26 protein-coding genes are annotated in these 24347 nt (G+C 64.1%); 15 read left to right on the top strand and 11 right to left on the bottom strand.

Annotated features, from left to right (window positions below; all coding sequences use genetic code 11):
- Window positions 1-396: a winged helix-turn-helix transcriptional regulator gene (locus tag JI744_RS11075; protein ID WP_202660765.1), complete on the bottom strand. Its 396-nt coding sequence runs from the start codon at window positions 394-396 to the stop codon at window positions 1-3.
- A 96-nt stretch (window positions 397-492) separates the two neighbouring features.
- Between JI744_RS11075 and JI744_RS11070 the strand changes: the two genes are divergently transcribed.
- The 3 genes from JI744_RS11070 (at window position 493) to JI744_RS11060 (ending at window position 3387) form a co-directional block, all read left to right on the top strand.
- Window positions 493-1593, top strand: coding sequence for an NADH:flavin oxidoreductase (locus tag JI744_RS11070; RefSeq protein WP_202660763.1), 1101 nt, complete (start codon window positions 493-495; stop codon window positions 1591-1593).
- A 119-nt stretch (window positions 1594-1712) separates the two neighbouring features.
- Window positions 1713-2870, top strand: a complete 1158-nt coding sequence (gene rnd / locus JI744_RS11065) for a ribonuclease D (protein ID WP_202660761.1) — start codon at window positions 1713-1715, stop codon at window positions 2868-2870.
- Window positions 2845-3387 carry a gluconokinase gene (locus JI744_RS11060; protein WP_236019392.1) on the top strand — a complete coding sequence of 181 codons (543 nt, stop codon included), beginning with the start codon at window positions 2845-2847 and terminating at the stop codon, window positions 3385-3387. The genes rnd and JI744_RS11060 overlap by 26 nt, the downstream gene beginning before the upstream one ends.
- A gap of 73 nt (window positions 3388-3460) precedes the next feature.
- Here JI744_RS11060 and JI744_RS11055 read toward each other — a convergent pair whose 3' ends face one another.
- Window positions 3461-3928, bottom strand: coding sequence for a hypothetical protein (locus JI744_RS11055; RefSeq protein WP_202660759.1), 468 nt, complete (start codon window positions 3926-3928; stop codon window positions 3461-3463).
- Between the two features lie 149 nt (window positions 3929-4077).
- On the opposite strand from JI744_RS11055, the gene JI744_RS11050 reads away from it, so the two are divergent.
- Window positions 4078-4485, top strand: coding sequence for a SufE family protein (locus JI744_RS11050; RefSeq protein WP_202660757.1), 408 nt, complete (start codon window positions 4078-4080; stop codon window positions 4483-4485).
- Here JI744_RS11050 and JI744_RS11045 read toward each other — a convergent pair.
- Window positions 4482-4958, bottom strand: a complete 477-nt coding sequence (locus tag JI744_RS11045; RefSeq protein WP_202660755.1) for a DUF2127 domain-containing protein — start codon at window positions 4956-4958, stop codon at window positions 4482-4484. The two genes, JI744_RS11050 and JI744_RS11045, sit on opposite strands and share 4 nt — an antisense overlap.
- A 34-nt stretch (window positions 4959-4992) precedes the next feature.
- Between JI744_RS11045 and JI744_RS11040 the strand changes: the two genes are divergently transcribed.
- The gene (locus tag JI744_RS11040) at window positions 4993-5535 is read left to right on the top strand and encodes a phosphatase PAP2 family protein (RefSeq protein ID WP_202660753.1); all 543 of its coding nucleotides are present in this window, start codon (window positions 4993-4995) and stop codon (window positions 5533-5535) included.
- On the opposite strand, the gene JI744_RS11035 is transcribed toward JI744_RS11040, so the two are convergent.
- Both JI744_RS11035 and cobT read right to left on the bottom strand, forming a co-directional pair.
- Entirely contained in the window at window positions 5532-7325 is a 1794-nt protein-coding gene (locus JI744_RS11035) for an aminopeptidase P family protein (protein ID WP_202660744.1), read from the bottom strand. The genes JI744_RS11040 and JI744_RS11035 overlap by 4 nt on opposite strands.
- Window positions 7326-7394: 69 nt before the next feature.
- On the bottom strand, window positions 7395-9263 hold the full coding sequence (gene cobT, locus JI744_RS11030; protein WP_202660742.1) for a cobaltochelatase subunit CobT: 1869 nt from the start codon (window positions 9261-9263) through the stop codon (window positions 7395-7397).
- Between the two features lie 160 nt (window positions 9264-9423).
- On the opposite strand from cobT, the gene JI744_RS11025 reads away from it, so the two are divergent.
- A complete protein-coding gene (locus JI744_RS11025) occupies window positions 9424-10011 on the top strand; it encodes an NADPH-dependent FMN reductase (RefSeq protein ID WP_202661478.1) in 588 nt (195 codons plus the stop codon).
- 195 nt (window positions 10012-10206) lie between these two features.
- Here JI744_RS11025 and JI744_RS11020 read toward each other — a convergent pair whose 3' ends face one another.
- Both JI744_RS11020 and cobS read right to left on the bottom strand, forming a co-directional pair.
- Complete coding sequence (locus JI744_RS11020) at window positions 10207-10635, bottom strand: hypothetical protein (protein ID WP_202660733.1); 429 nt, start codon at window positions 10633-10635, stop codon at window positions 10207-10209.
- 247 nt (window positions 10636-10882) lie between these two features.
- Window positions 10883-11875 (bottom strand): cobaltochelatase subunit CobS, encoded by a 993-nt coding sequence (gene cobS, locus JI744_RS11015; RefSeq protein WP_407927586.1) that lies wholly within the window; start codon window positions 11873-11875, stop codon window positions 10883-10885.
- A gap of 151 nt (window positions 11876-12026) precedes the next feature.
- On the opposite strand from cobS, the gene JI744_RS11010 reads away from it, so the two are divergent.
- The 3 genes from JI744_RS11010 (at window position 12027) to JI744_RS11000 (ending at window position 14965) form a co-directional block, all read left to right on the top strand.
- The gene (locus JI744_RS11010) at window positions 12027-12830 is read left to right on the top strand and encodes a class I SAM-dependent methyltransferase (protein WP_202660731.1); all 804 of its coding nucleotides are present in this window, start codon (window positions 12027-12029) and stop codon (window positions 12828-12830) included.
- Window positions 12827-14482, top strand: a complete 1656-nt coding sequence (locus tag JI744_RS11005) for a glycosyltransferase family 4 protein (protein WP_202660729.1) — start codon at window positions 12827-12829, stop codon at window positions 14480-14482. The genes JI744_RS11010 and JI744_RS11005 overlap by 4 nt, the downstream gene beginning before the upstream one ends.
- 93 nt (window positions 14483-14575) lie before the next feature.
- Window positions 14576-14965, top strand: a complete 390-nt coding sequence (locus JI744_RS11000) for a hypothetical protein (protein WP_202660727.1) — start codon at window positions 14576-14578, stop codon at window positions 14963-14965.
- On the opposite strand, the gene JI744_RS10995 is transcribed toward JI744_RS11000, so the two are convergent.
- A complete protein-coding gene (locus tag JI744_RS10995; protein WP_202660725.1) occupies window positions 14955-15590 on the bottom strand; it encodes a J domain-containing protein in 636 nt (211 codons plus the stop codon). The two genes, JI744_RS11000 and JI744_RS10995, sit on opposite strands and share 11 nt — an antisense overlap.
- A 66-nt stretch (window positions 15591-15656) precedes the next feature.
- Between JI744_RS10995 and JI744_RS10990 the strand changes: the two genes are divergently transcribed.
- Window positions 15657-15908, top strand: a complete 252-nt coding sequence (locus JI744_RS10990; RefSeq protein WP_202660723.1) for a BolA family protein — start codon at window positions 15657-15659, stop codon at window positions 15906-15908.
- Window positions 15909-15923: 15 nt separating this feature from the next.
- Here JI744_RS10990 and JI744_RS10985 read toward each other — a convergent pair whose 3' ends face one another.
- Window positions 15924-18131, bottom strand: a complete 2208-nt coding sequence (locus tag JI744_RS10985; RefSeq protein WP_202660721.1) for a malate synthase G — start codon at window positions 18129-18131, stop codon at window positions 15924-15926.
- Window positions 18132-18267: 136 nt separating this feature from the next.
- On the opposite strand from JI744_RS10985, the gene JI744_RS10980 reads away from it, so the two are divergent.
- The 4 genes from JI744_RS10980 to JI744_RS10965 are packed head-to-tail and all read left to right on the top strand — an operon-like array spanning window position 18268 to window position 20034.
- Window positions 18268-18630: an ArsR/SmtB family transcription factor gene (locus JI744_RS10980; RefSeq protein WP_202660719.1), complete on the top strand. Its 363-nt coding sequence runs from the start codon at window positions 18268-18270 to the stop codon at window positions 18628-18630.
- Window positions 18608-19093, top strand: coding sequence for an SRPBCC domain-containing protein (locus JI744_RS10975; protein ID WP_236019390.1), 486 nt, complete (start codon window positions 18608-18610; stop codon window positions 19091-19093). The genes JI744_RS10980 and JI744_RS10975 overlap by 23 nt, the downstream gene beginning before the upstream one ends.
- A 15-nt stretch (window positions 19094-19108) precedes the next feature.
- Window positions 19109-19585, top strand: coding sequence for an SRPBCC family protein (locus tag JI744_RS10970; protein ID WP_202660717.1), 477 nt, complete (start codon window positions 19109-19111; stop codon window positions 19583-19585).
- The gene (locus tag JI744_RS10965) at window positions 19582-20034 is read left to right on the top strand and encodes an SRPBCC domain-containing protein (protein ID WP_202660715.1); all 453 of its coding nucleotides are present in this window, start codon (window positions 19582-19584) and stop codon (window positions 20032-20034) included. The genes JI744_RS10970 and JI744_RS10965 overlap by 4 nt, the downstream gene beginning before the upstream one ends.
- On the opposite strand, the gene JI744_RS10960 is transcribed toward JI744_RS10965, so the two are convergent.
- On the bottom strand, window positions 20031-20180 hold the full coding sequence (locus JI744_RS10960) for a DUF2256 domain-containing protein (RefSeq protein ID WP_202660707.1): 150 nt from the start codon (window positions 20178-20180) through the stop codon (window positions 20031-20033). The two genes, JI744_RS10965 and JI744_RS10960, sit on opposite strands and share 4 nt — an antisense overlap.
- Complete coding sequence (locus JI744_RS10955) at window positions 20180-21667, bottom strand: FAD-binding domain-containing protein (protein ID WP_202660705.1); 1488 nt, start codon at window positions 21665-21667, stop codon at window positions 20180-20182. The genes JI744_RS10960 and JI744_RS10955 overlap by 1 nt, the downstream gene beginning before the upstream one ends.
- 87 nt (window positions 21668-21754) lie before the next feature.
- Between JI744_RS10955 and pepN the strand changes: the two genes are divergently transcribed.
- Complete coding sequence (pepN, locus tag JI744_RS10950) at window positions 21755-24325, top strand: aminopeptidase N (RefSeq protein ID WP_202660703.1); 2571 nt, start codon at window positions 21755-21757, stop codon at window positions 24323-24325.
- Window positions 24326-24347 lie beyond the last annotated feature (22 nt).

The following is a 24347-nucleotide window of genomic DNA, read 5'->3' as shown; positions in this document are numbered from 1 at the left end:
TTAGCCGGCCCGGTCAAAGGCAGCGCGGGCGGCTTCGACCTCGGGCATGTGTTCCTTGGTCCAACGGTAAAGCGCGCGGAACGGGGGCAGCACGGTCCAGCCCAGATCGCTCATCTCATACTCCACGGCCACCGGGCTGCCGGGCAGCACGCGGCGGGTGATCAGGCCGTTGCGTTCCAGCTTTCTCAGCGTCTGGGTCAGCGATTTCTGCGACACGCCTTCGATGCTGCGGCGGATGGTGTTGAACCGCTGCGGCCCGCGGTCCAGCACGGTCAGGATCATCATCGACCATTTGTCGGCAATCTGATCAAACAGCACCCGCGCCGGGCAATTGGCGTCGAACGACGCGCAGCGCGCTTCGGCGACAGGGGCGGCTATCTCGCTGATCTGGTTCATAGGTTTCCCCAAGGTGACCTGGTGTCTTTCAGGTGCCTGATTGACACCAAGTTTCCAATATATACCTGTATGCCGTCCCTGAACAGGAGTTTTCCGATGACTGCCGCTACTGATGTCCTTTTCCGCCCGTTCAACCTGAAGGGCCTGCACCTGAAGAACCGCATCGTCATGGCGCCCATGACCCGTGCCATGGCCGAAGGTGGCCTGCCCGGTGCGAAACAGGCCGAATACTATCGCCGCCGCGCGGCGGGCGGGGTGGGCCTGATCCTGTCCGAAGGCACGGTGATCGACCGCCCGGTGTCGCGCAACCTGCCGGGTATTCCGTTCTTTCACGGGGCCGCGCTGGATGGCTGGAAACAGGTGATCGACGCGGTGCATGGCGCGGGCGGCAAGATGGGGCCGCAAATCTGGCACACCGGGTCCACCCGCGCAGGGTGGGAGCCTGAATTGCCGGTCGAATCCCCCTCGGGCCTTGTCGGCCCCGGCGATGCGCGCGGGCGCGCGATGAGCGAGGAAGACATTGCCGATGCCATCGCCGGTTACGCCAGTGCCGCCGCCGATGCCAAGCGGTTGGGGTTTGACGTGGCCGAACTGCACGGCGCCCATGGCTATCTGATCGACCAGTTTTTCTGGGATGGCACCAATGTGCGTGGCGACCGTTGGGGTGGCCCGACGATCAAGGACCGGTCGCGTTTCGCGGTCGAGGTGGTCAAGGCCACCCGCGCGGCAATTGGCCCGGATTTCCCGCTGATCCTGCGGTTGTCGCAGTGGAAGCAACAGGATTACTCGGTGAAACTGGCCAAGACCCCGGCGGAAATGGAAGACTGGCTTGGCCCGTTGTCCGATGCCGGTGTGGACATCTTCCACGCCTCTCAACGCCGCTTTTGGGAGGCGGAATATCCTGAGCTGGACGGTGAGGATGGCCTGAACTTTGCCGGCTGGGCCAAGAAGGTCACCGGCAAGCCCACGATCAGCGTAGGGTCCGTGGGCCTGAATGGAGAGTTCTTCAACGCCTTCCGCGGCGAAGGGTCCACCGCCTCGCCCTTGGACAAGCTGGTCGCGCGGATGGAGCGGGATGAGTTCGACCTGATCGCCGTTGGCCGAGCGCTGATCAGTGATCCGTCCTGGGTCAACCATGTGCGCCAAGGGGCGGCCTTGAAGGGCTTTGCCGCCGAAGATCTGAAGGAATTGGCCTGAATCCGGCCTTCCGGGCGCTAAAACCGCCCGGAAAACCGCGCAAAAGGGTTCCCATCCCGCCCTGCCGCCCCTATAGCGGAAGGGCGGGATACCCCCGCGGCCCCTGTTGAAAGACGCCGATGCGCACGATCACCACGACCGAAGAGCTGGCCGCCTATTGCGAAGCCGCCAAAGCTGCCCCCTATGTCACCATCGATACCGAGTTCCTGCGGGAACGCACCTACTGGTCCAAGCTGTGCCTGATCCAGATGGCGCTGCCCGGCAAGGACGGTGAGGCCGTGCTGATCGACCCGATCGAGGGCGAAGGCATGTCGATGGAACCGCTGTATGACCTGTTCCGCCACAAGGCGACGGTCAAGGTGTTCCACGCCGCCCGGCAGGATCTGGAGATTTTCTTCGTCGAAGGCAACGTCTTCCCCGACCCGCTGTTTGACACGCAGGTCGCCGCCATGGTCTGCGGGTTTGGCGAGCAGGTGGGCTATGAAACCCTTGTGAAAAAGATCGCCAAGGAAAACCTGGACAAGACCAGCCGTTTTACCGACTGGTCGCGCCGCCCGCTGTCTCAGGCGCAAAGCGATTACGCGCTGGCCGATGTCACCCATCTGCGGGTGATCTATGAATGGATGGCCGCTCAGCTTGCCAAGAACGGCCGTCAGGCCTGGGTTGAGGAAGAGCTGTCGGTTCTGACTGACCCCGCAACCTATACCGTTCACCCCGATGAGGCCTGGTCGCGGATCAAGACCCGCACCTCCTCGGGCCGGTTTCTGGCCATCGTCAAGGCCTTGGCTCGGTTCCGCGAGGCCTATGCGCAGGGCCAGAACGTGCCGCGCAGCCGGGTGATGAAGGACGATGCCCTGCTGGAGCTGGCCTCGACCCGCCCGACCAGCATGGAAGAACTGGGCCGGTCGCGGCTGCTGTTGCGCGAAGGCAGGAAGCCCGAGATTGCGGAAGGCATCCTTGCCGCCATCAAAGAGGGCATGGAGATGAAGCCCGAAGACATGCCCAAGGTCGATGCCAGCAAGGAACAGGTGCAGGTCAACCCCGCACTGGCCGACCTGCTGCGCGTGTTGCTGAAGGCCAAGTCGGAATCCTTGGGGGTGGCTCCGCGTCTTATCGCCTCGGCCGCCGATCTGGATGCGATTGCGGCGGGTGACCGCAACGGGGCGGCGCTGAAAGGCTGGCGGGCCGAAGCCTTTGGCGAGGATGCGATGCGCCTTTGCCGGGGCGAGATTGCGCTGTCGGCCAAGGGCAATGAGGTTCGTGTCGTCCGCGTCTGAAACGGGCGGGTCTGAAATGGGCGCGTCTGACCCGCTGCGGCTGGTGCTGATGGGGGTGGCCGGGTCGGGGAAAACCTCGGTCGGGCTCGCCTTGGCGGCCTTGCTGGGCGCGCGCTATCTGGATGGCGATGACCTGCATCCCCCGGCGAATATTGCGAAAATGGCGGCAGGTATTGCACTGACCGATGCTGACCGCGCGCCGTGGCTGGCGGCGGTGGGCGACCTGCTGGCCCCGCCGGGGCGCTGGATTGTTGGCTGTTCGGCGCTAAAGCGCAGCTACCGCGATATCATCCGCAATCATGCCCATTCGCCGGTGATCTTTGTGCATCTGGCCGGCAGCCGGGCACTGATTGGCGCGCGAATGGCGGCACGGACGGGCCATTTCATGCCGGAAAGCCTGCTGGACAGCCAGTTCGCAACGCTGGAACCGCCCGGCCCGGAGGAGGGCGCCATCACAGTGAATATCGCGCTGCCGCTGCCCGATCTGGTTGCCGATATTGCGGAGCGGCTGGGCTAGGCTTCGGCCTCCCTAACCGTGTCCACCACAGGGGTTACGGCAGCCTTGCCAGCGCTGGGCGGGAAATCTGAACCTAGCGGCGGCTGGCCCGGGCATTGGTTTCGCCCTGCACGACAATCTCCGAGATGTTTTGCAGTTTGATGTTCGACAGCGAATAACCTGCCGTGATCTCACGCGACCATTGGGTTCCGGCAGGCCACGGCTCTGGCGGTTGGGCAACGCGGAATTCCAGCACCAGCACGCCCTTGTCATCGACCGGCAGCGCGACCAGTTCGGCCTTCCACCAGCCCTGGCTGGGCGGCAGGCCGGTGGCGGTGATGATGGCCCCGCCGGGGTTCGGCTCGACCGTCATCGACAGCACCGACTGCACCAGTTGGCGCCCATCATCCACCGCCGCCTTGCCCACCACTTCGGGGGCGGCGGCCACCGGCACCTCTTTTGACCGGCCAAACCAGTTCAGCGGGTTCAGCCGCGATTGGCCAAAGCCGCAGGCGGACAGGCTGGTGGCGGCGATCAGGGCAAGCGTCAGGGAAAGGCGCATCAGGGGAACCTTGGCTGTTTCACCATGGGTAGCCGATGGGGGGAACCGATGGAAGGGGCTTTGGAATGCCCGGCGTGGCTGGACCTTTCATCGCCCGCAGATTACCTGAATGGGGAACATGAATTACCCGAAAGGGTAAGGAGATTGCCATGGCCACCCCCGCCTTTGAAGAGATCGCCGAGACCTTCGACTTCCTCGATGACTGGGAAGAGCGCTATCGCCACGTCATCGAACTGGGCAAGGCGATGCCGGCGCTGGACGACAGCTTCAAGGTGCCCGCCTACAAGGTGGATGGCTGCGCCAGCCAGGTCTGGCTGCGGCCGGTTCTGGCGGGTGGCAAGTTCGACTTTCAGGGCGACAGCGATGCGATGATCGTCCGCGGCCTGATCGCAGTGCTGCACGCGCTCTACTCCGGCGTGCCGGTGGCGGATGTGGCCAAGGTGGACGCCCCTGCCGAACTGGGGCGGCTGGGGTTGAACGAGCATCTGTCGTCGCAGCGGTCAAACGGCGTGCGGGCGATGGTCGAGCGGATCAGGAAGACGGCGGCAGAGGCCTAGGTGCGGGCGCGGCGTAAAAACCGCCATTCGTGCCAGACCAGCCCCATCACCACCACGTCGAACGCCGTTAGAACGATCAGCCCGACCGACTGCGTATAGCTATAGCGGTAAAGCTGATAGGCGATGAACCCCGCAAGCGCCACCAGCGATGCCGGATAGGCCACCAGCTTTTCCCGCAGCAGCCCCGCCACCAGCACGACTTTGATCAGCCCATGGCTGACCAGATAAAAGGCATAGAATGACTGGGTTGACCCGGTAAGCTGCTGCACCGCCGAAAGCAGATGCGTCGCCACAAAGTCGCGCGGATCTTCGGTCAGTTCATTGCGGGTCAGCAGGTTGACCCAATGCAGCATGGTCTGCGTGCTGACCAGATAGAACACAATCCCGCCAGCAATCTCGATCAGGGCGTGCAAACCTTTAAGGATGACGCTAACCCGAAACACCTGACGGATGCGGCGTTCATCAATCTGCATGTTACACGCCATCCTTTTCATTAAAGGTCAGAGCATGGACGCCGAAATCACGCGCTGGATCAACTCTTTTGCCGGGATCAGCCCGATCCTGGACCGGGTGGTCACTTTCGTCACCACCTTTGGGGTTCCCCTGATCGTCGCGGTGGTGGTTCTGCAATGGTGGAGTCGCGACGACCGGCGGCATGTCCGCCATGCTGCGATCTGCGCGGGGCTTGCGTTCCTGCTGGGGCTGGCGATCAATCAGGTGATCCTTCTGGGGGTGCATCGGGTCCGCCCTTATGACATGGGCCTGACCCATCTGCTCATCGCCCCCAGTGCTGATTGGTCTTTCCCGTCCGATCATGCGACCGCCTCAATGGCGGTTGTCGCGGCGTTTGTGCTGCAAGGGCTGCGCGTGCGGTCACTGGCGCTGTTCGGCATGGCGTTTCTGGTCTGCCTGTCGCGGGTTTTCGTGGGCACTCATTATATCACCGATGTTCTGGGCGGAGCGGCGACGGGGCTGGTGGCTGCCATCGCCGTGCGGCTGCTTTACCGAGAGAACACCCGGATTGACCGCCTGCTGACCAGCCTGCTTTAGACCTCGGCACAAGCCGCCCGGCACCACTCCAGCGCCTTGGCCGACAACCTCGCCCCCAGCTTCTCCAGCACCTCGGCGTGATAAGCGTTCAGCCAGTCGCGCTCTTCGCCCGACAGCATCGCCGACACCACCAGCCGCCGGTCAAATGGCACGAAGGTCAGCGTTTCAAACGCCAACTGGTCGCGCCCGTCGCCCTTTTTCGCGGCCTCTTCCACCACGATCAGGTTTTCCAACCGTATGCCGAATTCGCCCTCACGATAGTATCCGGGCTCATTCGACAGGATCATGCCGGGTTCGAACGGTACCTCGTTGATCCGGCTTAGCCGCTGCGGTCCTTCATGCACCGACAGGAAGGCCCCCACGCCGTGGCCGGTGCCGTGGTCAAAATCCATCCCCTCGACCCACAGCGGAAACCGCGCCAGCGGGTCCAGATCGCGGCCCGACAACCCGCGCGGCCAGCGGGCGCGGGAGATCGCGACCAAACCGCGCAGCACGCGGGTATAGCAGGCCCGGGCAAAATCACCGGGGTCGCCCATGGCAATGGTGCGGGTGATGTCGGTCGTGCCATCCAGATATTGCGCGCCGCTGTCCACCAGCAGCAACTCATCCCGCCCGACGGCGCGGTTCGACTCTTCGGTCACGCGATAGTGCATGATGGCGCCGTTCGGGCCCGATCCGCTGATCGTGTCGAACGAAATGTCATGCAAAGCGTTGGTCGCGCGGCGAAATCCTTCCAATGACCGCACAACCGAAATTTCGGTCAGGCTGCCTTGCGGTTGGGCATCCAGCCAGCACAGGAACTCGACCATCGCCGCCCCGTCGCGCAGATGCGCCTCTCTCATCCCGGCAATCTCGGCGGCGTTCTTCTTGGCTTTGGGCAGGCGGCAGGGGTCATCGCCCCAGACCGCGGCCACCCCGGCATCCTCCAGCTCCAGCCGCACGGCGATGGGGGCGGTGCCCTTGTCCACCCGCACGGGGCCTTGCAGCGTGTGCAGCGCGGGCACAAAGGCGGCAGGCGGGCGCAGTGTGACATGCGGGCCAAGGGTGGCCAGCGTCGCCTCGTCAAACTTCGCACCTTCGGCAAACAGCGTCACGCGCGCGTCGTCGTGAAGAATGGCAAAGCCGTGCAGGATCGGGTTTCGCGGCACATCCGCGCCCCGCAGGTTCAACAGCCAGCACAGCGAATCCGGCAGGGTGATCACGGCGGCCGTCTGTCCTGCCTTGCGCAACCCTTCGGCCAGCCGCGCCCGCTTGGCCGCGCTGCTTTCCCCGGCAATCGCTTCGGGGTGGGCAAAGGCCCGTCCCATCGGGGCAGGGGGCTGATCGGGCCAGATTGCATCGACCATGTTCGCCACCGGGCGCAGGTCAAGGCCCGCGCCCTCCAGCGCCGCCTCAATCCGGGCCACCTCGTCCGCGCTGTGCAGCCAGGGGTCGAACCCCACCGCCCCCGCAGCCAGATGATCCCTGATCCAGTCGCCGGGCTTCACCTCGGGCCAGGGCACCGGAGTGTAATGCGCCAGATCGACCTGACCCTTCACTTGCGTGCGGTAGCGCCCGTCGATGAACACCCCCGCAACATCGGGCAGCACGATGCAGAAGCCTGCCGACCCGGTGAACCCGGTCAGCCACTGCAATCGTTCATCGCGCGCGGCAACATATTCGCCTTGATGCACATCAGACCGCGGAATGATGAAGCCTGCCAGCCCCTCGGCCGCCAGTTTCGCCCGCAGCGCTGCCAGACGGGCCGGGCCCTGCGCCGGATTGGCAGGACTGTCAAAGGTCTGAAACATCATCGCCTCATCATCTGTTCATAAATATCCTGAGGGTAAGGGCCAGCGGCCCGAGGGGGCAACGCCCCCTTACACCGCCCGCCGGAAGCCCTGCGCTTTGGCCCGCTTCCTCGGGTCCACCTCGAACAGGCTGGCAAGCTGTTCAGTCATGGCACCCGCAAGCTGCTCGACATCGGTGATCGTGACGGCGCGCTGGTAATAGCGGGTCACGTCATGGCCGATGCCAATGGCAATCAGCTCCACCGCCTTGCGCTTTTCGACCATCGCGATCACATCGCGCAAATGCTTTTCCAGGAACGATGCGGGGTTGACCGACAGAGTGCTGTCATCGACCGGCGCGCCATCGGAAATCACCATCAGGATCTTGCGCGCCTCTGGCCGGGCTTGCATCCGGCGATGCGCCCATTCCAGCGCCTCACCGTCGATGTTTTCCTTCAGCAGCCCCTCTTTCATCATCAGACCCAGATTGGCCCGCGCCCGCCGCCAGGGCGCATCGGCCCCTTTATAGATGATGTGGCGCAGGTCGTTCAGGCGGCCCGGCTGTTGCGGGCGCCCCTGCGCCAGCCAGCGTTCACGGGCCTGCCCGCCCTTCCATGCGCGGGTGGTAAAGCCCAGAATTTCCACCTTCACGCTGCACCGCTCCAATGTGCGCGCCAGCACATCGGCGCAGATCGCGGCAATCGAGATCGGGCGGCCCCGCATGGAACCGGAATTGTCGATCAGCAGCGTCACCACGGTGTCGCGGAATTCGGTATCCTTTTCCCATTTGAACGACAGCGGCGTTGTCGGGTTTGCCACGACGCGGGCAAGGCGGCCCGCATCCAGCGTGCCTTCCTCTAGATCAAACAGCCAGCTTCTGTTTTGCTGGGCCTGCAAGCGGCGCTGCAACTTGTTGGCCAGCCGCCCGACAGCGCCTTTCAGCGGGTCAAGCTGCTGGTCCAGATAGGCGCGCAGACGCTCCAGTTCGGCCGGTTCGGCAAGGTCTTCGGCCTTGATTTCCTCATCGAAATCAGTGGTGTAAACCGCGTAGTTCGGGTCGGCGTCGGAATAGGGCGCGGGTGGGGGCGGCTCCAGCGGGGCCTCGCCATCGGGCATTTCGGTCTCATCGCCCTGCTCCATATCGGCGGAATCTTCGGTTGTGACCTGAGCTTGCGACTGGTCTTGCTGGTCTTCCTGCGTCTGTTCGGGGCTGGCCTCGGTTTCGTCGGATTCGCTTTGGTCCTCGCCCGCAGAGTCGGGCTGATCCTGCGCCTGATCCTCGCCGCCGTCATCCTGCGGGTCGTCCATGTCGGGGTCGTCGCCCAACTGGTCGCCATAGCCCAGATCGGCAATCACCTTGCGGGCCAGCCGGGCAAAGGCGGCCTGATCGGCCAGCACATCGTCCAGCCCTTCCAGCGTGCCGCCCGCCTGTTCCTCGACAAAACCGCGCCACAGGTCGGCGACATGCTGCGCGCCTTTGGGCAAGGGTCGCCCCGTCGCCAGTTGCCGCACCAGATAGCCCGCGGCCACCGGCAAGGGGGCCTCTGCCGCCGTGGTGATCTGGGAATAGCCCTTGCGGTCGGCCTCCCACTGGATTTTGGCGTCGATGTTGGTGGCCGTGCCGGGCATGGCGCGGGCCCCCACCGCCTCACACCGGGCGGTCTCCATCGCGTCATAAATCTCGCGCGCAAGGTTGCCGGTGGGGGCATAGCGGTTTGAAACCGCCTCATCATGGTACTTGCGCTTCAGCGCAAAGGCATCCGCCGTGCCACGTGCCAGCAGCACCTCATCCCGCGTCATGCGGCGCGAAACCTGCGGCAGGCGCACGCCTTCTTTGTTCATGCCCGCCGGATCGACCGAGAATGTCACGGTCATGTCCGGGTCATCGGCCATGGTCTTGGTGGCCTCGGCGAGGGCCTTTTTGAACGGATCGGCGGGGTTGTCGCTGGGCTTGGTCATGGGGCCACATTGGCACCGGGCGGGCGCAGGGGCAAGGGTGCCAAACGACCCGGCGCATTGGTGCAATCACGCACAGACCCCGCGCATTTTCTGCGAATTGCCGCATTGCAGCGGCAGCGCCATGTTGTCGCCAGCGAATTGAAATGCCCAGCAGGAGGCCATCATGTCCAAACCGAAAATCGCCGTTATCGTTTCCTCGACCCGCCCGACCCGCTTTGCCGACATTCCGACCAAATGGATCGTCGAAAAAGCCGCCGATCATGGCGAACTGGATGTCGAGGTCGTGGACCTGCGCGACTATCCGATGCCGTTCTTTGACGAGGTTGCCTCGAACGCCTGGGTGCCTTCGGTGAACGAAGTGGCCAAGGCCTGGCAGGCGAAACTGGCGGAATTCGACGGCTATATTTTCGTGGTTGCGGAATACAACCGCTCGATCACCGGCGTTCTGAAGAACGCGCTGGATCAGGCCTATGTGGAATGGGCGCGCAAACCGGCAGGCATCGTGGCCTATGGTTCGGTCGGCGGCACCCGTGCGGCCGAACACCTGCGCAACATCGCGGTGGAGCTGCAAATGGTGCCGGTGCGCGCGGGCGTGCATATCGGTGGTGGCGACTTCTTCAAGGTTCACCCCGGCTTTGGCGGCTCGGGCAATCTGGCCGATATCGCCGGTTCGATCGACGGCCCGGCCAAGGCCCTGCTGGACGATGTGACCTGGTGGGCCAAGGCGACCAAAGCCGCGCGCGGCTGATCTGAACGACTTGAAGACGAAGGGCGGTCCGGTGCGGGCCGCCCTTTTCTTTTGGACATTTCGGATGGAACATCGTAAAGGGGGGCAGCTTTGCGGACCTCACTGCTATTTGCTGCATCCGCGCAAATCGGTTCGCTGTCGCAGCATTAACGATCTGCTCGGCGGTAGAGTGGACGTTCACGTCGGCAGACGCATTTACACCCACTGATTTTCATAAATGGTCCGGCGTAGGATGCGCTGGGCCAGCTTGGCCCATTCTTCAAGTTGCTTTTCATATTCCTCTGGGTTCTCCAAAATTTCGTTATCATCTTCCGGGGTTGCAACATGAACCCATGTGTTGCGATATCTTCGCAGCCTATGAATGTCTTCTCGAAGCCCCTGTTCGATGGGCGCGTTATCAATCAAATCTGCAAGGCGAATACGCCTCCCGCCTGCATACTCGGCGCGAAGATACGTTTCGATTGCAGCAGTAGCGGCAATAACGGTCGCTAGGTTTGCGCCTCCGACGAAGGCATAGTCGCAATCGCGAACGATGAAGGCGCACCATTCCGACATGGTAGCGCCGCCTTTCAGCAGTTCGTCGTCAAGCGCGGTAATAAATGCCCATTTTGCGTCTTCATCCAAATCCGTTTCCTCAGGCAAAGTCACGAGTCAGCCGCAGCATAGCATTGGTCTGTTTGGGCTACGACCGCATCTAACGGCAACTCATTGGTCCGGCAGAAAAGGGGCTAGTTGCGTTGCTGCCGCTGCGAAAAACCTTCTATTTTGCGGCTTGCCTGAATGTCGCTGATTGGCTCCAGGCAGCCCACCCTCCTTACCAAAATGAAAAGGGCGGCCAAGGCCGCCCTTTCAGTGCGCCGGGTGGGCGGGCTTACTTCATCGCCTGACTCGCTGCACTCTCCGGCAGTTCCTCGCCAAAGCAGCGCTGGTAGAATTCGGCCACGGTCTGGCGTTCCAGCTCATCGCATTTGTTCAGGAACGACAGGCGGAAGGCATAGCCGACGTTGCGGAAAATCTCGGCATTGGCGGCCCAGTTCAGCACGGTGCGCGGCGACATGACGGTGGACAGATCGCCGTTCATAAAGGCGGTGCGCGTCAGGTCGGCGACGGTCACCATTTGGCTGATCGTCTTGCGGCCCTTTTCGGTGTTGTAATGGGGCGACTTGGCCAGAACGATGGCCGCCTCGGCGTCATGCGACAGATAGTTCAGCGTGGCCACAAGGGACCAGCGGTCCATCTGCGCCTGGTTGATCTGCTGGGTGCCGTGGTACAGGCCGGTCGTGTCGCCAAGGCCCACGGTGTTCGCGGTGGCGAACAGGCGGAAGGACGGGTGGGGCGTGATGATTTCGTTCTGATCCAGCAGGGTCAACTTGCCGTCATGCTCCAGCACGCGCTGGATGACGAACATCACGTCCGCCCGGCCCGCGTCATATTCATCGAACACGATGGCAACGGGGTTGCGCAGCGCCCAAGGCAGGATGCCCTCATGGAACTCGGTCACCTGCTTGCCGTCTTTCAGCTTGATCGCATCCTTGCCGATCAGGTCGATCCGGCTGATGTGGCTGTCAAGGTTCACGCGCACGCAGGGCCAGTTCAGCCGCGCCGCGACCTGTTCGATATGGGTCGATTTCCCCGTGCCGTGATACCCCTGGATCATCACGCGGCGGTTATAGGCAAAGCCTGCAAGGATGGCCAAGGTGGTGTCGGGGTCGAACTTATAGGTCGGATCGATTTCGGGCACGCGGTCGGTGCGATCTGCGAACCCTTTGACGCGCATTTCGGTATCAATCCCGAACACATCGCGGACCGAGATTTCTTCGGTGGGTTTCATCACAGTATCCAGCATCGCAAAGGCCCAATCCATCGGGCGGGCAGGGTGCCCGCAAACGTCTTCAAGCTGTTGTGGAACATATCCAAGGGGCCTGCAAGGGGACGAGCGGCGCAACCTGTTCTGCGCGCGACAATGGACAGGCATTGGCGCGCGCGCTAGGCATCGGGTCAGGACAGGAGGACCCATGGCCAAGACCTCGCCCCGAATGATCGAGGTCGCTGCGCGGCTGGCGCGGATCGCCGAAGCGGCCCCCAGCGAGGCGCAGCTTTTGTCGGCGCTGCGGCTCTTGGCCAAATGGCGGTCTGGCATGGTTGCGACCACGCTGGCCAAGCGGTCGGGCACGGTGGTGGCTCATGGCCCCTTTGCCGGGATGGTTTATGGCGTCGGTGCGGTGGAAGGGGGGGCAGCCCCTCGGTTGCTGGGTCTTTATGAGGCCTCGCTGACGCCTGTCATCGAAAAGGTGATTGGCGGGGGTTATGGGCTGGTGATCGATGTGGGCTGCGCCGAAGGCTATTACGCCGTGGGGTTGGCCCGGCGGATGCCCGGGGTGCGGGTGATGGCGCGCGACAGCGATGCGCGGGCCCAAGGGCTGTGCCGCGATCTGGCGGCGTTGAACGGTGTGGCCGACCGGGTGGAGGTGGGCGGCGTTCTGACCCACGATGATTTTGCCCTCTGTGCAGACCAGAAAACCTTTGTTCTGTGCGATATTGAAGGGGCCGAGGATGGCTTGCTGGACCCCGCCCTTGCCCCCGGTCTGGCCCATGCCGACCTGCTGGTCGAGGTGCATGAAGGTGCCTCTCGCGGTCTGCTGGCCCGGCTGACCCAGCGGTTTGCCCCCACCCATACCGTCACCCGGATCGACCGCGCCCTGTCGCCCGCGCCCTTGCCCGGTTGGATGGAGGAACTGTCCGATCTTGACCGCCTGCTGGCCTATTGGGAATGGCGGGCCAAACCGACACCCTGGCTGTGGATGGAGCGGCGGGCATGACCGACCCCATCCGCAACGCCGCCCTGTGGTATGCGCAGGACGGCTATGACCCGGCGGCGAAGGGCATCAACGGGCGCCGCGTGGCGGGTGAAAGTTTCCTGCGCGGGTTTCTGGCCCATGCCGATGTGGCCGAGGCGGTGGTGCTGTCGAAGACCGAGGGCGAATTGGCAGCGGTGTGCGATCTGGCGGCGCGGCTGCGGCCCGGTCTGGCGCTGCGCCATGCGCCCCTGCTGCGCCCCGGCAGCATCGCGCCTGTGGGCACCGTCTATTACCCCAGCCCCAATTTCGCGACCGAGGCGTGGCGGCGCGTGACCCATGGCAATACGGCGTGGTCGCTGTGCGGGATCACCCACACCACCTCGACCGCCGCCGTGATGGAGGGGTGGCTGTCGCTGCGCACCGCGCCCGTGGGCGATTGGGATGCGGTGATCTGCACCAGCCGGGCGGTCCATGCCTCGGTCAGCTATCAGCTTGATTTGATCGACAATCATCTGGCGGTGCATCTGCGCGCGCGCCTGCCGCCCCGGCCCATGCTGCCGGTGATCCCCCTTGGCATCAACACCGGCGATTTCGTGCCCGACAAGGCGGCGGGCGCGGGCTTGCGCGACAGGCTGGGGGCGGGGCCGGGGGATGTGGTTTTCACCACCATCGCCCGTCTGACCCCGCATGAAAAGTTTGATCCCCTGCCGGTGTTCACGGCACTGGCCGAGGCGCAGCGGCGGCTGGGCGGGCAGCGGTTGCATCTGGTGCTGTGCGGCGTCTTCCGCGACGATTACTCCCGCAAGGTGTTTGAAGATGGCGCGCGGGTGATGATGCCCGATGTCGGCTTTCTGATCCTTGATGGCGCACAGGCGGCAGACCGCAAGGCGGCGCTGTCGGGGGCCGATGCCTTCCTGTTCCTGATCGACAATATTCAGGAAACCTTTGGCCTTGCGCCCATCGAGGCGATGGCGGCGGGCCTGCCGGTTCTGGTCAGCGACTGGGACGGGATGAAGGATACCGTCACCCCCGATGTGGGCTTTCGCGTCACCACCCGCAGCCTGTCGTCCGGCCATCTGGCGCCCGAGGCGCTGCGCTATCAGGGCGGCATCGACAACTACCCGCAGTATTGTGCGGCCACTTCGGCCCTGACCGAGGTGGATATGGGCGAATTGGTAACGCGGATCATGGATCTGGCGCAGAACCCCGCCTTGCGCGCCCGGATGGGGCAGGCGGGCGGGTGCCGGGCGCGGGCGCTTTATGACTGGTCGCAAGTGGTGCCGCAGATGCAGGATCTATGGGCTGAACAGACCGCGCGGCGCAAGGCCGCCACCCGCGCCTTGCGCTATGCCCCCGATGCGCTGCCCATTGCGCCCTCACCCACCGCCCTGTTCGCCGCCTGGCCGACCGAGCGGGCAGAGTTTGGTCAGACCCTGCTGCTGCCGGTGGACCGCACCGGCCAGCCCGATCTGGCGGCGGTTCTGGCCGTGCGCAACTATCAGGGGCTTGGCCGCATATTCGCTGCGCCCGACCGCATCGCGGCGGTGCTGGCCACCATTCCCGCAACGGGGGCGACGCGGGCCGAGGTTGCGCGGGCGGTCGGGCTGAACGTGGCGGGCACTGACCGGGTGCTGATCTGGTTGCTGAAATACGGGTTCATCCGGCGGGGTTAGGCCTGCACAAACCCTGCACAACCTGCGCGCAAGCCTTGCACGCCGTGGGGTGATGCTGGTCCCGGCACAGTCCGGCCACAGCAGGAGAGCATCATGAAAAGATTGATCACGGCCACCGCCATCGCGCTATGGGGCGGGGTCGTCATGTGGGCGATGGACCCGGTTCATCCCGATACCGGGATGATCGTGGCGGCGCTGGGCGGCGCGTTTCTTTCCGGGCTGGCTTCGGCGCCCTTGTTCCTGCGGCAGCACTGGGGGTGGTCGGCGCTGGGGGCCGTTTGCGCCACCTGTGGCGGTGCGGCGCTGGGTGGGGCGTTGCTGGCCACGGTCGGCCTGCCATCCAGTCCGGTTCAGGGCATGGCCTTGGGAATTGCCCTTGTCGGGGCCGGGATATTGCAAAGCCCGGTGGTCTTTCTGACCTGGCTGGCGGGCGCGGTCGCGGTGGCCAGCATTGCGCCACGCGCAGCCCGGTTCAGTCCTTGAAATACCGGCTTTCCTTGATCTGATCCCAGGCCCAGACCACCTCTTGCAGACGGTCCTCGTCACTGCGGTCTCCGGCGTTCATGTCGGGGTGCAGGTCTTTGACCAACAGCTTGTATTGCTTGCGAATCTCGGTCCGCGACCAGGTGTCGCGGGCATCAAGGATTTCCAGTGCCTTCCGCTCTGTCGGCGGCAGCTTGCGGGTTGCGGCGGCGGTCACCTTGCCGGGGTTCTGGGTGGCTTTCTCGCCCAGAATCGCCATCGGATCATTGATGCCCAGCCGCTGCCAGGCACGACCATCATCTTTCTGGCTGAAGGGCTTGGTCTCGCGCTCCCACGTCCGGTCGCGGTCTTGCAGCTTTTTGATCTCGTCGTCGGTCGCGCCGCCGAAGAAGTTCCACTTCAGGTTATATTCGCGCACATGATCTTTGCAGAACCAGAAAAACTCATCCAGATGATCGGGCGACTTGGGCGCGCGGAAGACGCCCTTTTCCTTGCAGCCCGGAAATTCGCAAGCCTGACGAGAGGTTTCGAACGCGCCGGACATGCCGCCCCGACGCCCGGTCTTGCGCTTGGCTTTGTCTGCCGACACGCGCAGATCGAACTCGAAGGGGTTGCCTTTGGTCATGGTGGGGCCTTTCCGACTCGGGGCTGCAAGTTTAGGGATTTGGCGCGGAAGGAAAAGGGGTCCGGGATGGAGATTGCAGCACAGATGCGTCAAAGGCTGGAAATCGCCTTCGCGCCGACGGTGTTGGAGGTGGTGAACGAAAGCCACAAGCACGCGGGGCACGCGGGCGATGACGGATCGGGCGAAAGCCATTTCGCGGTCAAGATTCGCGCGACCGCGCTGGCCGCGATGGGGCGCGTGGCGCGGCACCGGGCCGTGCATCAGGCGCTGGGCGATGTGGTCGGGCGCATTCACGCTCTATCGGTAGACGCCGGGTAGGTTAGGTGCGTGATTTCACGCACCTGGAGCGGCCTTCACCACCTGCCGCCAATGGTGCAGCAGGGGTTCGGTATAGCCCGAGGGCTGGCCGCGCCCCTTGAACACCAGATCACAGGCAGCCTGAAACGCCGGGTCGTCAAAGCCGGGGGCCATCGGGCGATAGGCAGCATCGCTAGCATTCTGGCGGTCCACCACGGCGGCCATTTTGCGCATCGCGGCCATGACCTGCGCTTCGGAAATGACGCCATGGTGCAGCCAGTTGGCCAGCGCCTGCGACGAAATCCGGCAAGTTGCGCGGTCTTCCATCAGGCCAACGTCGTGAATATCGGGCACCTTGGAACAGCCAACCCCCTGATCGACCCAACGCACCACATAGCCAAGGATGCCTTGGGCATTGTTTTCAACCTCGGCCTGAATTTCGGCATCGGACCAGTTGACGCCGACAGCCACCGGCACGGTCAGCAAGTCGGCCAGCGTGCCGCGCGGGCCATCGGCGGCAATTTCCGCCTGCCGCGCCAGCACATCGACGCGGTGGTAATGCGTGGCGTGCAAGGTGGCTGCGGTGGGCGAGGGCACCCAGGCGCAATTGGCCCCGGCGCGGGGATGGGCGATCTTTTGCTCCAGCATCGCGGCCATCAGGTCGGGCGCGGCCCACATGCCCTTGCCAATCTGTGCGCGGCCCTGCAACCCGCAGGCCAGACCGATATCGACGTTCCTGTCTTCGTAACTTTTGATCCAGGCGGCATTTTTCATGTCGCCCTTGCGGATCATCGGGCCGGCTTCCATCGCGGTGTGAATCTCGTCCCCGGTACGGTCAAGGAAGCCGGTGTTGATAAAGGCCACCCGCGATTTCGCAGCGCGGATACATTCCTTCAGATTGGCGCTGGTGCGGCGCTCCTCATCCATGATGCCCAGTTTCACGGTGTTGGCGGGCAGGCCCAGCGTGGCCTCAACCCGGTCAAAGATTTCGCAGGCAAAGGCCACCTCTTCCGGGCCGTGCATCTTGGGCTTCACCACATAGACCGCGCCTGCAACCGAATTGCGCGGGCCGTCCGCCTTGCTCAAATCGTGCATCGCACACAGCGTGGTGACAAAGGCGTCCATGATGCCTTCGGGCACCTCTGCTCCATCTTGCAGCAGGATCGCGGGGTTGGTCATCAGGTGGCCCACGTTCCTGACCAGCATCAGCGCCCGCGCCTTGAGTGTGACGGTCGCGCCATCCGGCCCGGTCAGGGAGACATCGGGGCTCAGGCGGCGCGTCAGAGTTTTGCCCCCCTTTTCAACCTGTTCCGTCAGATCTCCCCGCATCAGGCCCAGCCAGTTGCCATAGGCCAGAACCTTGTCCTCGGCATCCACAGCCGCTACCGAATCCTCGCAATCCATGATGGCGGACATGGCTGATTCCAGCCGGACATCGGCGATATGGGCCGGATCGGTTGCGCCGGTCGGGGTGCTGGCATCGAACACCACTTCGACATGCAGGCCGTTGTTGCGCAGGAAAATGCTGGTGGGGGCATCGGCGGGGCCGGTATGGCCGATGAACTGGGCGGGGTCGGCCAGCATTGTTGAGGAGACCTTTGCGCCGCTCTCACCTTCAGTGCGCCAAAAATCCCCGGACTGGGAAACGATGATAAGGTCACTATCGACAATCTCGAAGCTAACTACATTGCTCCAGGTGCCGGTAGAAAGCGGTGCTGCCTCATCCAGAAACGCCTTGGCCCAGGCGATCACGCGCGCGCCGCGCGCGGTGTCATAGCCCTTGCCCTTGCGTGCATCACCCAAGGCATCGGTGCCATACAGCGCGTCATACAGGCTGCCCCAGCGGGCATTGGCGGCGTTCAGCGCATAGCGGGCGTTCATGACCGGCACCACCAGTTGCGGGCCGGGGATCAACGCGATTTCTGGGTCCACGCCCACGGTTTCCACTGCGAAATCAATACCTTCTGGCAGAAGATAGCCGATTTCGCGCAAGAAGGCCTCATGCGCGGCGGCGTCAAACGGCTGGCCTTTGCGGCTGCGGAACCAGTCGTCGATGTTGGCCTGCAATTCCTCGCGCCGGGCCAAAAGGGCACGGTTTCGGGGCGCAAGATCAGCCAGCGCCGCGGCCAAACCGGCCCAGAACCCCGCCGCCGTTACGCCTGTGCCGGGCAAAGCCTGCCCTTCGACAAAGGCCGCCAGCCGGGCATCGACCTGTAATCCGCTTCGATCCAACCGCGTTGTCATGTGCATCTCCTGCCAGGCTGTATGCCAAGGGATACGGCCACCGGGGCAGGGCTTGCAACCTTGCAGCGGGCGAATGTTCTTCGGCTTTTGCCTTAAAATCCTTGTCAGGCGGGGGTGGTGCGTGATACTTAGTCTTATGGCTAACCATGATCCCGATCTGAACCTGATCTTTCAGGCCCTGTCCGACCCGACGCGGCGCGCCATGCTGGCACGGCTGGGCAAGGGGGCGGTGCCGGTGGGAGAGCTGGCGCGCCCGACCGGCCTCGCGCTGCCGACGGTCATGCGCCATCTGGGCGTGCTGGAACAGGCGCAACTGATCGCGACCGAAAAGACAGGCCGCACCCGGATGTGCCGGGCGCGGCCCGAAACCCTTGCCGCCACTGCCGACTGGCTTGCCGAACAGCGGGCGATCTGGGAGGGCCGGGCCGACCGGCTGGAGGCTTATGTGATGACACTGATGCAAAGGGGCGATGCAGATGGACCCGACGCCGACGATTGATCCTGACCGCGATTTGCAGGTCACACGGCTTATGCCTGCGCCGGTTGCAACGCTGTGGCGGTGCCTGACCACGGCCGAGCATCTGCGCCGCTGGTGGGTGCCCGCGCCGGTGCAGGTGGCCGATCTGATAATCGAACCGCATCCGGGTGGACGCTTTTTCACCCACATGATTCTGCCCGATGGCGGCGAACACCGGGTGGACATGGTGATCCTGCTGGCCGAGGCAGAGCGGCGTTTGGTGTTCACCGACCTGATGACAATGGGCTTTGTGCCGGTGGTGCAGCCGTTGTTCGGCTTTGTCGGCGAACTCGCTCTGATCGCAGAGGGGCAGGGTACGCGCTATGTGGCGACCGCCCGCCATGCCCGCCCCGAAGATGCCGTCCGCCACCGCGATATGGGCTTTCACGATGGCTGGGGCATGGTGGCCGACCAGCTTGCCGCGCTTGCGCGCACGATGGCTTGAACAAAAGGAGCGCCGATGGACCTTGACCTTAACCCCGAGCTGGACCTCGTTTTGACCCGAGAGTTGAATGCCCCGCGCAATCTGCTTTACACCTGCTGGACCACGCCAGAGCATCTGGTCCATTGGTTCGTGCCCAAGCCGCACAAGGTAACCTCCTGCCATCTGGATGTGCGCCCCGGCGGTGCCTGCAACACCACCTTTGAGGTGGATGGCAACCTGATGGAGAACAAGGGTGTCTATCTTGAGGTTGTCCCGAACGAAAAGCTTGTCTTTACAGATACCTACACCGCAGGGTGGAAACCCGCGCCCGAACCTTTCATGACCGCGATTGTGACCTTTGAAGACCTTGGCGGCGGGCGCACCCGCTATACTGCCGTGGCCCGCCACCGCAACGCCGAGGCGGCTCAAACCCACAAGGACATGGGGTTCCATGACGGCTGGGGCACGGTTGCCACCCAGCTGGAGACCTATGCCAAGGGGTTGATGAAATGACCGGTGTCGCAGACCGCACCATGTTGATTGAACGGGTCATCAAGGCCCCCGTTCCCTTGGTCTGGGGGGCCTGGCTGAACGAGGCCAGCCTGCCGACATGGTGGGGGCCGGACGGGTTTTCCTGCCGCACCAGCCGGATTGACCTGCGGCAGGGCGGTGACTGGGTGTTCGACATGATCGGGCCGGATGGTACGGTTTACCCCAATCATCACCGCTACACGCTGATCCGCCCGCAAAGCCGGATCGAATACACGCTGCTCTGGGGCGAAAACGGTCCCAAGCACGCCGACGCCTGGGCCAGTTTCGAAGACATCGGCGGCGCGACCAAAATCACGCTGGGCATGGTGTTCATCACGCGGGAAGAGTTTGAAACCGCCAAAGGCTTTGGCGCGGTCGAGCTGGGCCAGCAGACGCTGGGCAAGCTGGAAAAGGTGGTGCTGGGCAGTTAGGGCTTTGCCCTGCGCTTGCGGCAGGCGTCCGAGCAGTGGCGCACCTGATCCCAGGTCTTGGCCCATGCCTTGCGCCAGACCATCGGGCGGCCGCAGGTGGCGCAGGGCTTGACCGGCAGATCGGCCTTTTTGCGCATCTTTGGCATTACAGGTCCAGCGACAGTTGGGCCTGCGCCCGCCGGGGCAGGGCCGCGCGCCGGGGGCTGCGGCTGGCGTGGCGGGCGGCGATGCGCCCCGCCTCTTGGCCCGCACCAACCTCTCGGCGCAGCGACCACACGGCATCGCGGGCCGCCCGTGCCGCGCTGGCCGGGTCCACTACGGGTTCGGGATAGCGGCGGCCCGACAGGTTGCGAAAGCCGGGCCACAGCCAGGGCTGTTGCAGGAAACTGTCGGGCACCGATGCCAGTTCTGGCAACCAGCGCCGGGTGAAGGCGCCGGTCGGGTCTTGGTCAAGCCCCTGTTTGACCGGGTTATAGATGCGCGGGGTGTTGATGCCGGTGACGCCGGATTGCATCTGCACCTGTGGCCAGTGGATGCCGGGTTCGTAATCGGTGAACAGCCGCGCCAGAATAGGCCCCGTCGCCCGCCAATCCAGCCAAAGCTGATACGAGGCGACGGCCATCACCATCGCCCGCATCCGAAAGTTCAGCCATCCCGTCGCTGCCAGATAGCGCATACAGGCATCGACAAAGGGCAGGCCGGTTTGCCCACTGGCCCAGGCCTGTAACCGCGCGGAATCGGTTTCCCTTGGCCGCAGCCCCTCGGCCAGACGCGACAGGCAGCGGGTTTCGATATCGGGCTGATCCTCCAGCTTTTGCATGAAATGGTCGCGCCATGCCAGCCGGCTTTGAAAGCTGGAGAGCGATCCGCCCCAGCCGGGCGGCCGTTCGGCCTGCCGCGCGGTGGTGGCCTGCACCACCTCGCGCAGCGACAGGGTTCCCAGCGCGATATGGGGCGACAGGCGCGAACAGGCGCGCTCTCCCGTCAGGGGGCTGGACATGGCGGCACGGTAGGGTTCGCCGCGTGTGGTCAGAAAGCTGTCCAACAGGCGCAACCCCTCGGCCCGGCCACCGCGCTGGCGGTGAGGGCAGCGGTCTTCTGCCAGCCGTATCGCGCGGGCGGAGGGAATCGGCCCCGGCTCTACCCCTTCGACCGGCTGCATCTGGGGCACGGGCAGCACAGGGGCTGCCATGAAGCCATCGCGCCGCGCCTGCCAGCCGTCACGGCTGGCCAAAGGGCGCAGGACGCCTGATTGCGGCACCTCAGTCCATTCCACCCCCGTCGCGCGTGCCCAGGCGGCCACGCGCCGGTCACGCGCAAAGGTCCACAGGTTGCCGGTTTCCTCATGGCTGACGATCCGGGTTATGGCATGGCGGCGGCACATCCGCTCCAGCACGTCCACCGCATCGCCGCTACGCAGGGCCAGCGTGACGCCAAGCGCCGCCAGCTCTGCCCGCAGCCCTTCCAGCGATTCTGCGGTAAAATCCCACTGCCGGGCCGATGTATCGGGCAGCCGCCAGTAGTCGGGTTCCAGAATATAAAGCGGCAGCACCCGGCCCAGCCTTGCAGCATGGGTCAGGGCCGGGTGGTCCGCCACCCGCAGATCGCGCTTCATCCAGACCAGAACATTCATGGAACATAGAAATAGCCGAAGACCGGGATTCGGCAAGGGGTTGCGCCTGCCGGGCAGGGGCATAGGTTCAGGCAAATGGAGGCCCGAATGTCCGACCCGCGCACTGTCTATCTTGCCGATTACCAGCCTTTTCCTTTTCTGCTGCCGCAGGTCCGGCTGGAGTTCACCCTCGGACCAAAGGCAACGCGGGTCAGGGCGCGGCTGGAATTCATGCCAAACCCAGCCCGACCCGGTCGCCATGATCTGTTCCTGCACGGGGAAAACCTGCGCCTGATCAGCGCAAAGGTGAATGGTACGTCTGTACATTCAGAACTTTCAGATATCGGAATAACAATTTCGGCCAATGACTTGTCGGGCGATCCTTTTACGCTGGAAACCGAAGTTGAAATCTCTCCCGCCGCCAATACCGCGCTGGAAGGGCTTTATATGTCGAACGGCATGTATTGCACCCAATGTGAGGCCGAAGGGTTCCGCAAGATCACCTATTACCCCGACCGCCCCGATGTGATGGCGCGCTTTCATGTGCGGGTTGCGGCGGACCTGCCGGTGCTGCTGTCAAACGGCAACCCGGTCGGCTCTGGTCCCGGCTGGGCCGAGTGGGATGACCCATGGCCAAAACCGGCCTATCTGTTCGCGCTGGTGGCGGGCGATCTGGTGGCGCATGCCGATAGTTTCACCACGCTGTCGGGCCGCAAGGTCGATCTGAACATCTGGGTTCGCCCCGGCGATGAAAACCGCTGCGCCTGGGGGATGGAGGCGCTGAAAGCCTCGATGTCCTGGGATGAGCGGGTTTATGGCCGCGAATACGACCTGGATATTTTCAACATCGTGGCGGTTGATGACTTCAACATGGGCGCGATGGAGAACAAGGGGTTGAACATTTTCAACTCCAAGGCGGTTCTGGCCAGCCCCGACACCGCCACCGATGATGACTTTGCAAGGGTCGAGGCGATCATCGCTCATGAGTATTTTCACAACTGGACCGGCAACCGCATCACCTGCCGCGACTGGTTTCAACTCTGCCTGAAAGAGGGGCTGACGGTTTACCGTGATCAGCAATTCAGCGGCGACATGCGCAGCCATGCGGTCAAGCGCATCGAAGATGTTCTTGCCCTGCGCGCCCGCCAGTTCCGCGAGGATCAGGGCCCGCTGGCCCATGCCGTGCGCCCCGACAGCTTTGTCGAGATCAACAATTTCTACACCGCCACGGTTTATGAAAAAGGTGCCGAGGTGATCGGCATGCTGCGTCGGCTTGTGGGGGATGAGGCCTATGCACAGGCGTTGGACCTGTATTTCACCCGTCACGATGGCCATGCAGCAACCATCGAAGACTGGCTGAAGGTGTTCGAAGATACGACCGACCGCGACCTGACGCAGTTCAAGCGCTGGTATACCGAGGCGGGAACCCCGCGTCTGAAGGTCTATGAAGCCTGGAGTCCCGCCGCGCAGGGCGGCACCTATACCCTGACGCTGGCGCAGGAAAACCCCGCCACGCCCGGCCAGCCCGAAAAGGGCGCCAAGGTCATCCCCGTGGCCGTGGGGCTTCTGAACCCCAATGGCGATGAGGTGGTGCCGACCACGGTGCTGGAACTCATCAAACCCGTGCAAAGCTTTGCCTTCGAGGGGCTGGCGGCCCGGCCCATCGCCTCGATCCTGCGGGATTTTTCGGCTCCCGTGGTCTTGGACCGTGAGGTTCCCGCTGCCGAGCGCGCCTTCCTTCTGGCCCATGATACCGACCCGTTCAACCGCTGGGAAGCGGGCCGGTCGCTGGCCAAAGAGGTGCTGGCGCGGATGATCACCCAGGGCACGAAACCTCAGGCGGCCTTTTTGGACGGTATGGCGGCGATTGCCTTTGATGAGGGCCTTGACCCGGCCTTCCGCGCGCTTGCCCTGCGCCTGCCGGGTGAAGATGACATGGCTGCCACCCTGCATCAGTCGGGCCACACGCCCGACCCCGCCCGCATCCATATCGCGCGCAAGGCCCTGGCGCGGGCGGTGGCGGAACGGCTTGCCCCCGGCCTGCCGGGGCTGGAGGCGGCGATGCGCGTGCCGGGGGCGTTTTCGCCGCAGGCCGCCGATGCCGGCAAACGCGCCTTGCGGCTGGCCGCGCTGGCGGGCCTGACGCGGCTGAACGGCGGCGCTGCGGCCCAGGCGGCCTTTGCCGATGCGACCAACATGACCGAAAGCTTCGGCACGCTGGCGATCCTGCTGGAGGCGGGGCTGGGCGAGCGGGAACTGGCTGCGTTCGAGGCGAAATGGCGCACCGACCGGCTGGTGATGGACAAATGGTTCGCCGTGCAGGTCAGTCTGTCCGCCCCAGAGGAAACGGCGCAAACGGTGGGCCGCCTGACGGCGCGACCGGATTTCGACATGAAAAACCCCAACCGCTTTCGCGCGGTTCTGGGGGCCTTGACGGGCAACCATGCAGGCTTTCACCATGCAAGCGGATCGGGCTATCGGCTGCTGGCGGACTGGCTGATCCGGCTTGATCCGCTGAACCCGCAGACCGCGGCGCGCATGTCAACCGCGTTTGAAACCTGGCCGCGCTATGATGCTGACCGGCAAGGGATGATCCGCGCTGAACTGGCGCGCATTCTGGCGGCACCGGGCCTTAGCCGTGATCTGTCGGAAATGGCGGGGCGGATGCTGCACGGCTAGCGCCGGGGGCCAGCCCCCCCCG

It is taken from the genome of Fuscibacter oryzae (assembly GCF_016765795.1).
Lineage (GTDB): Bacteria > Pseudomonadota > Alphaproteobacteria > Rhodobacterales > Rhodobacteraceae > Fuscibacter > Fuscibacter oryzae.
The sequence above is the reverse complement of the archived record's forward strand: the minus strand, read 5'-3'. Positions and strand labels throughout refer to the sequence as shown.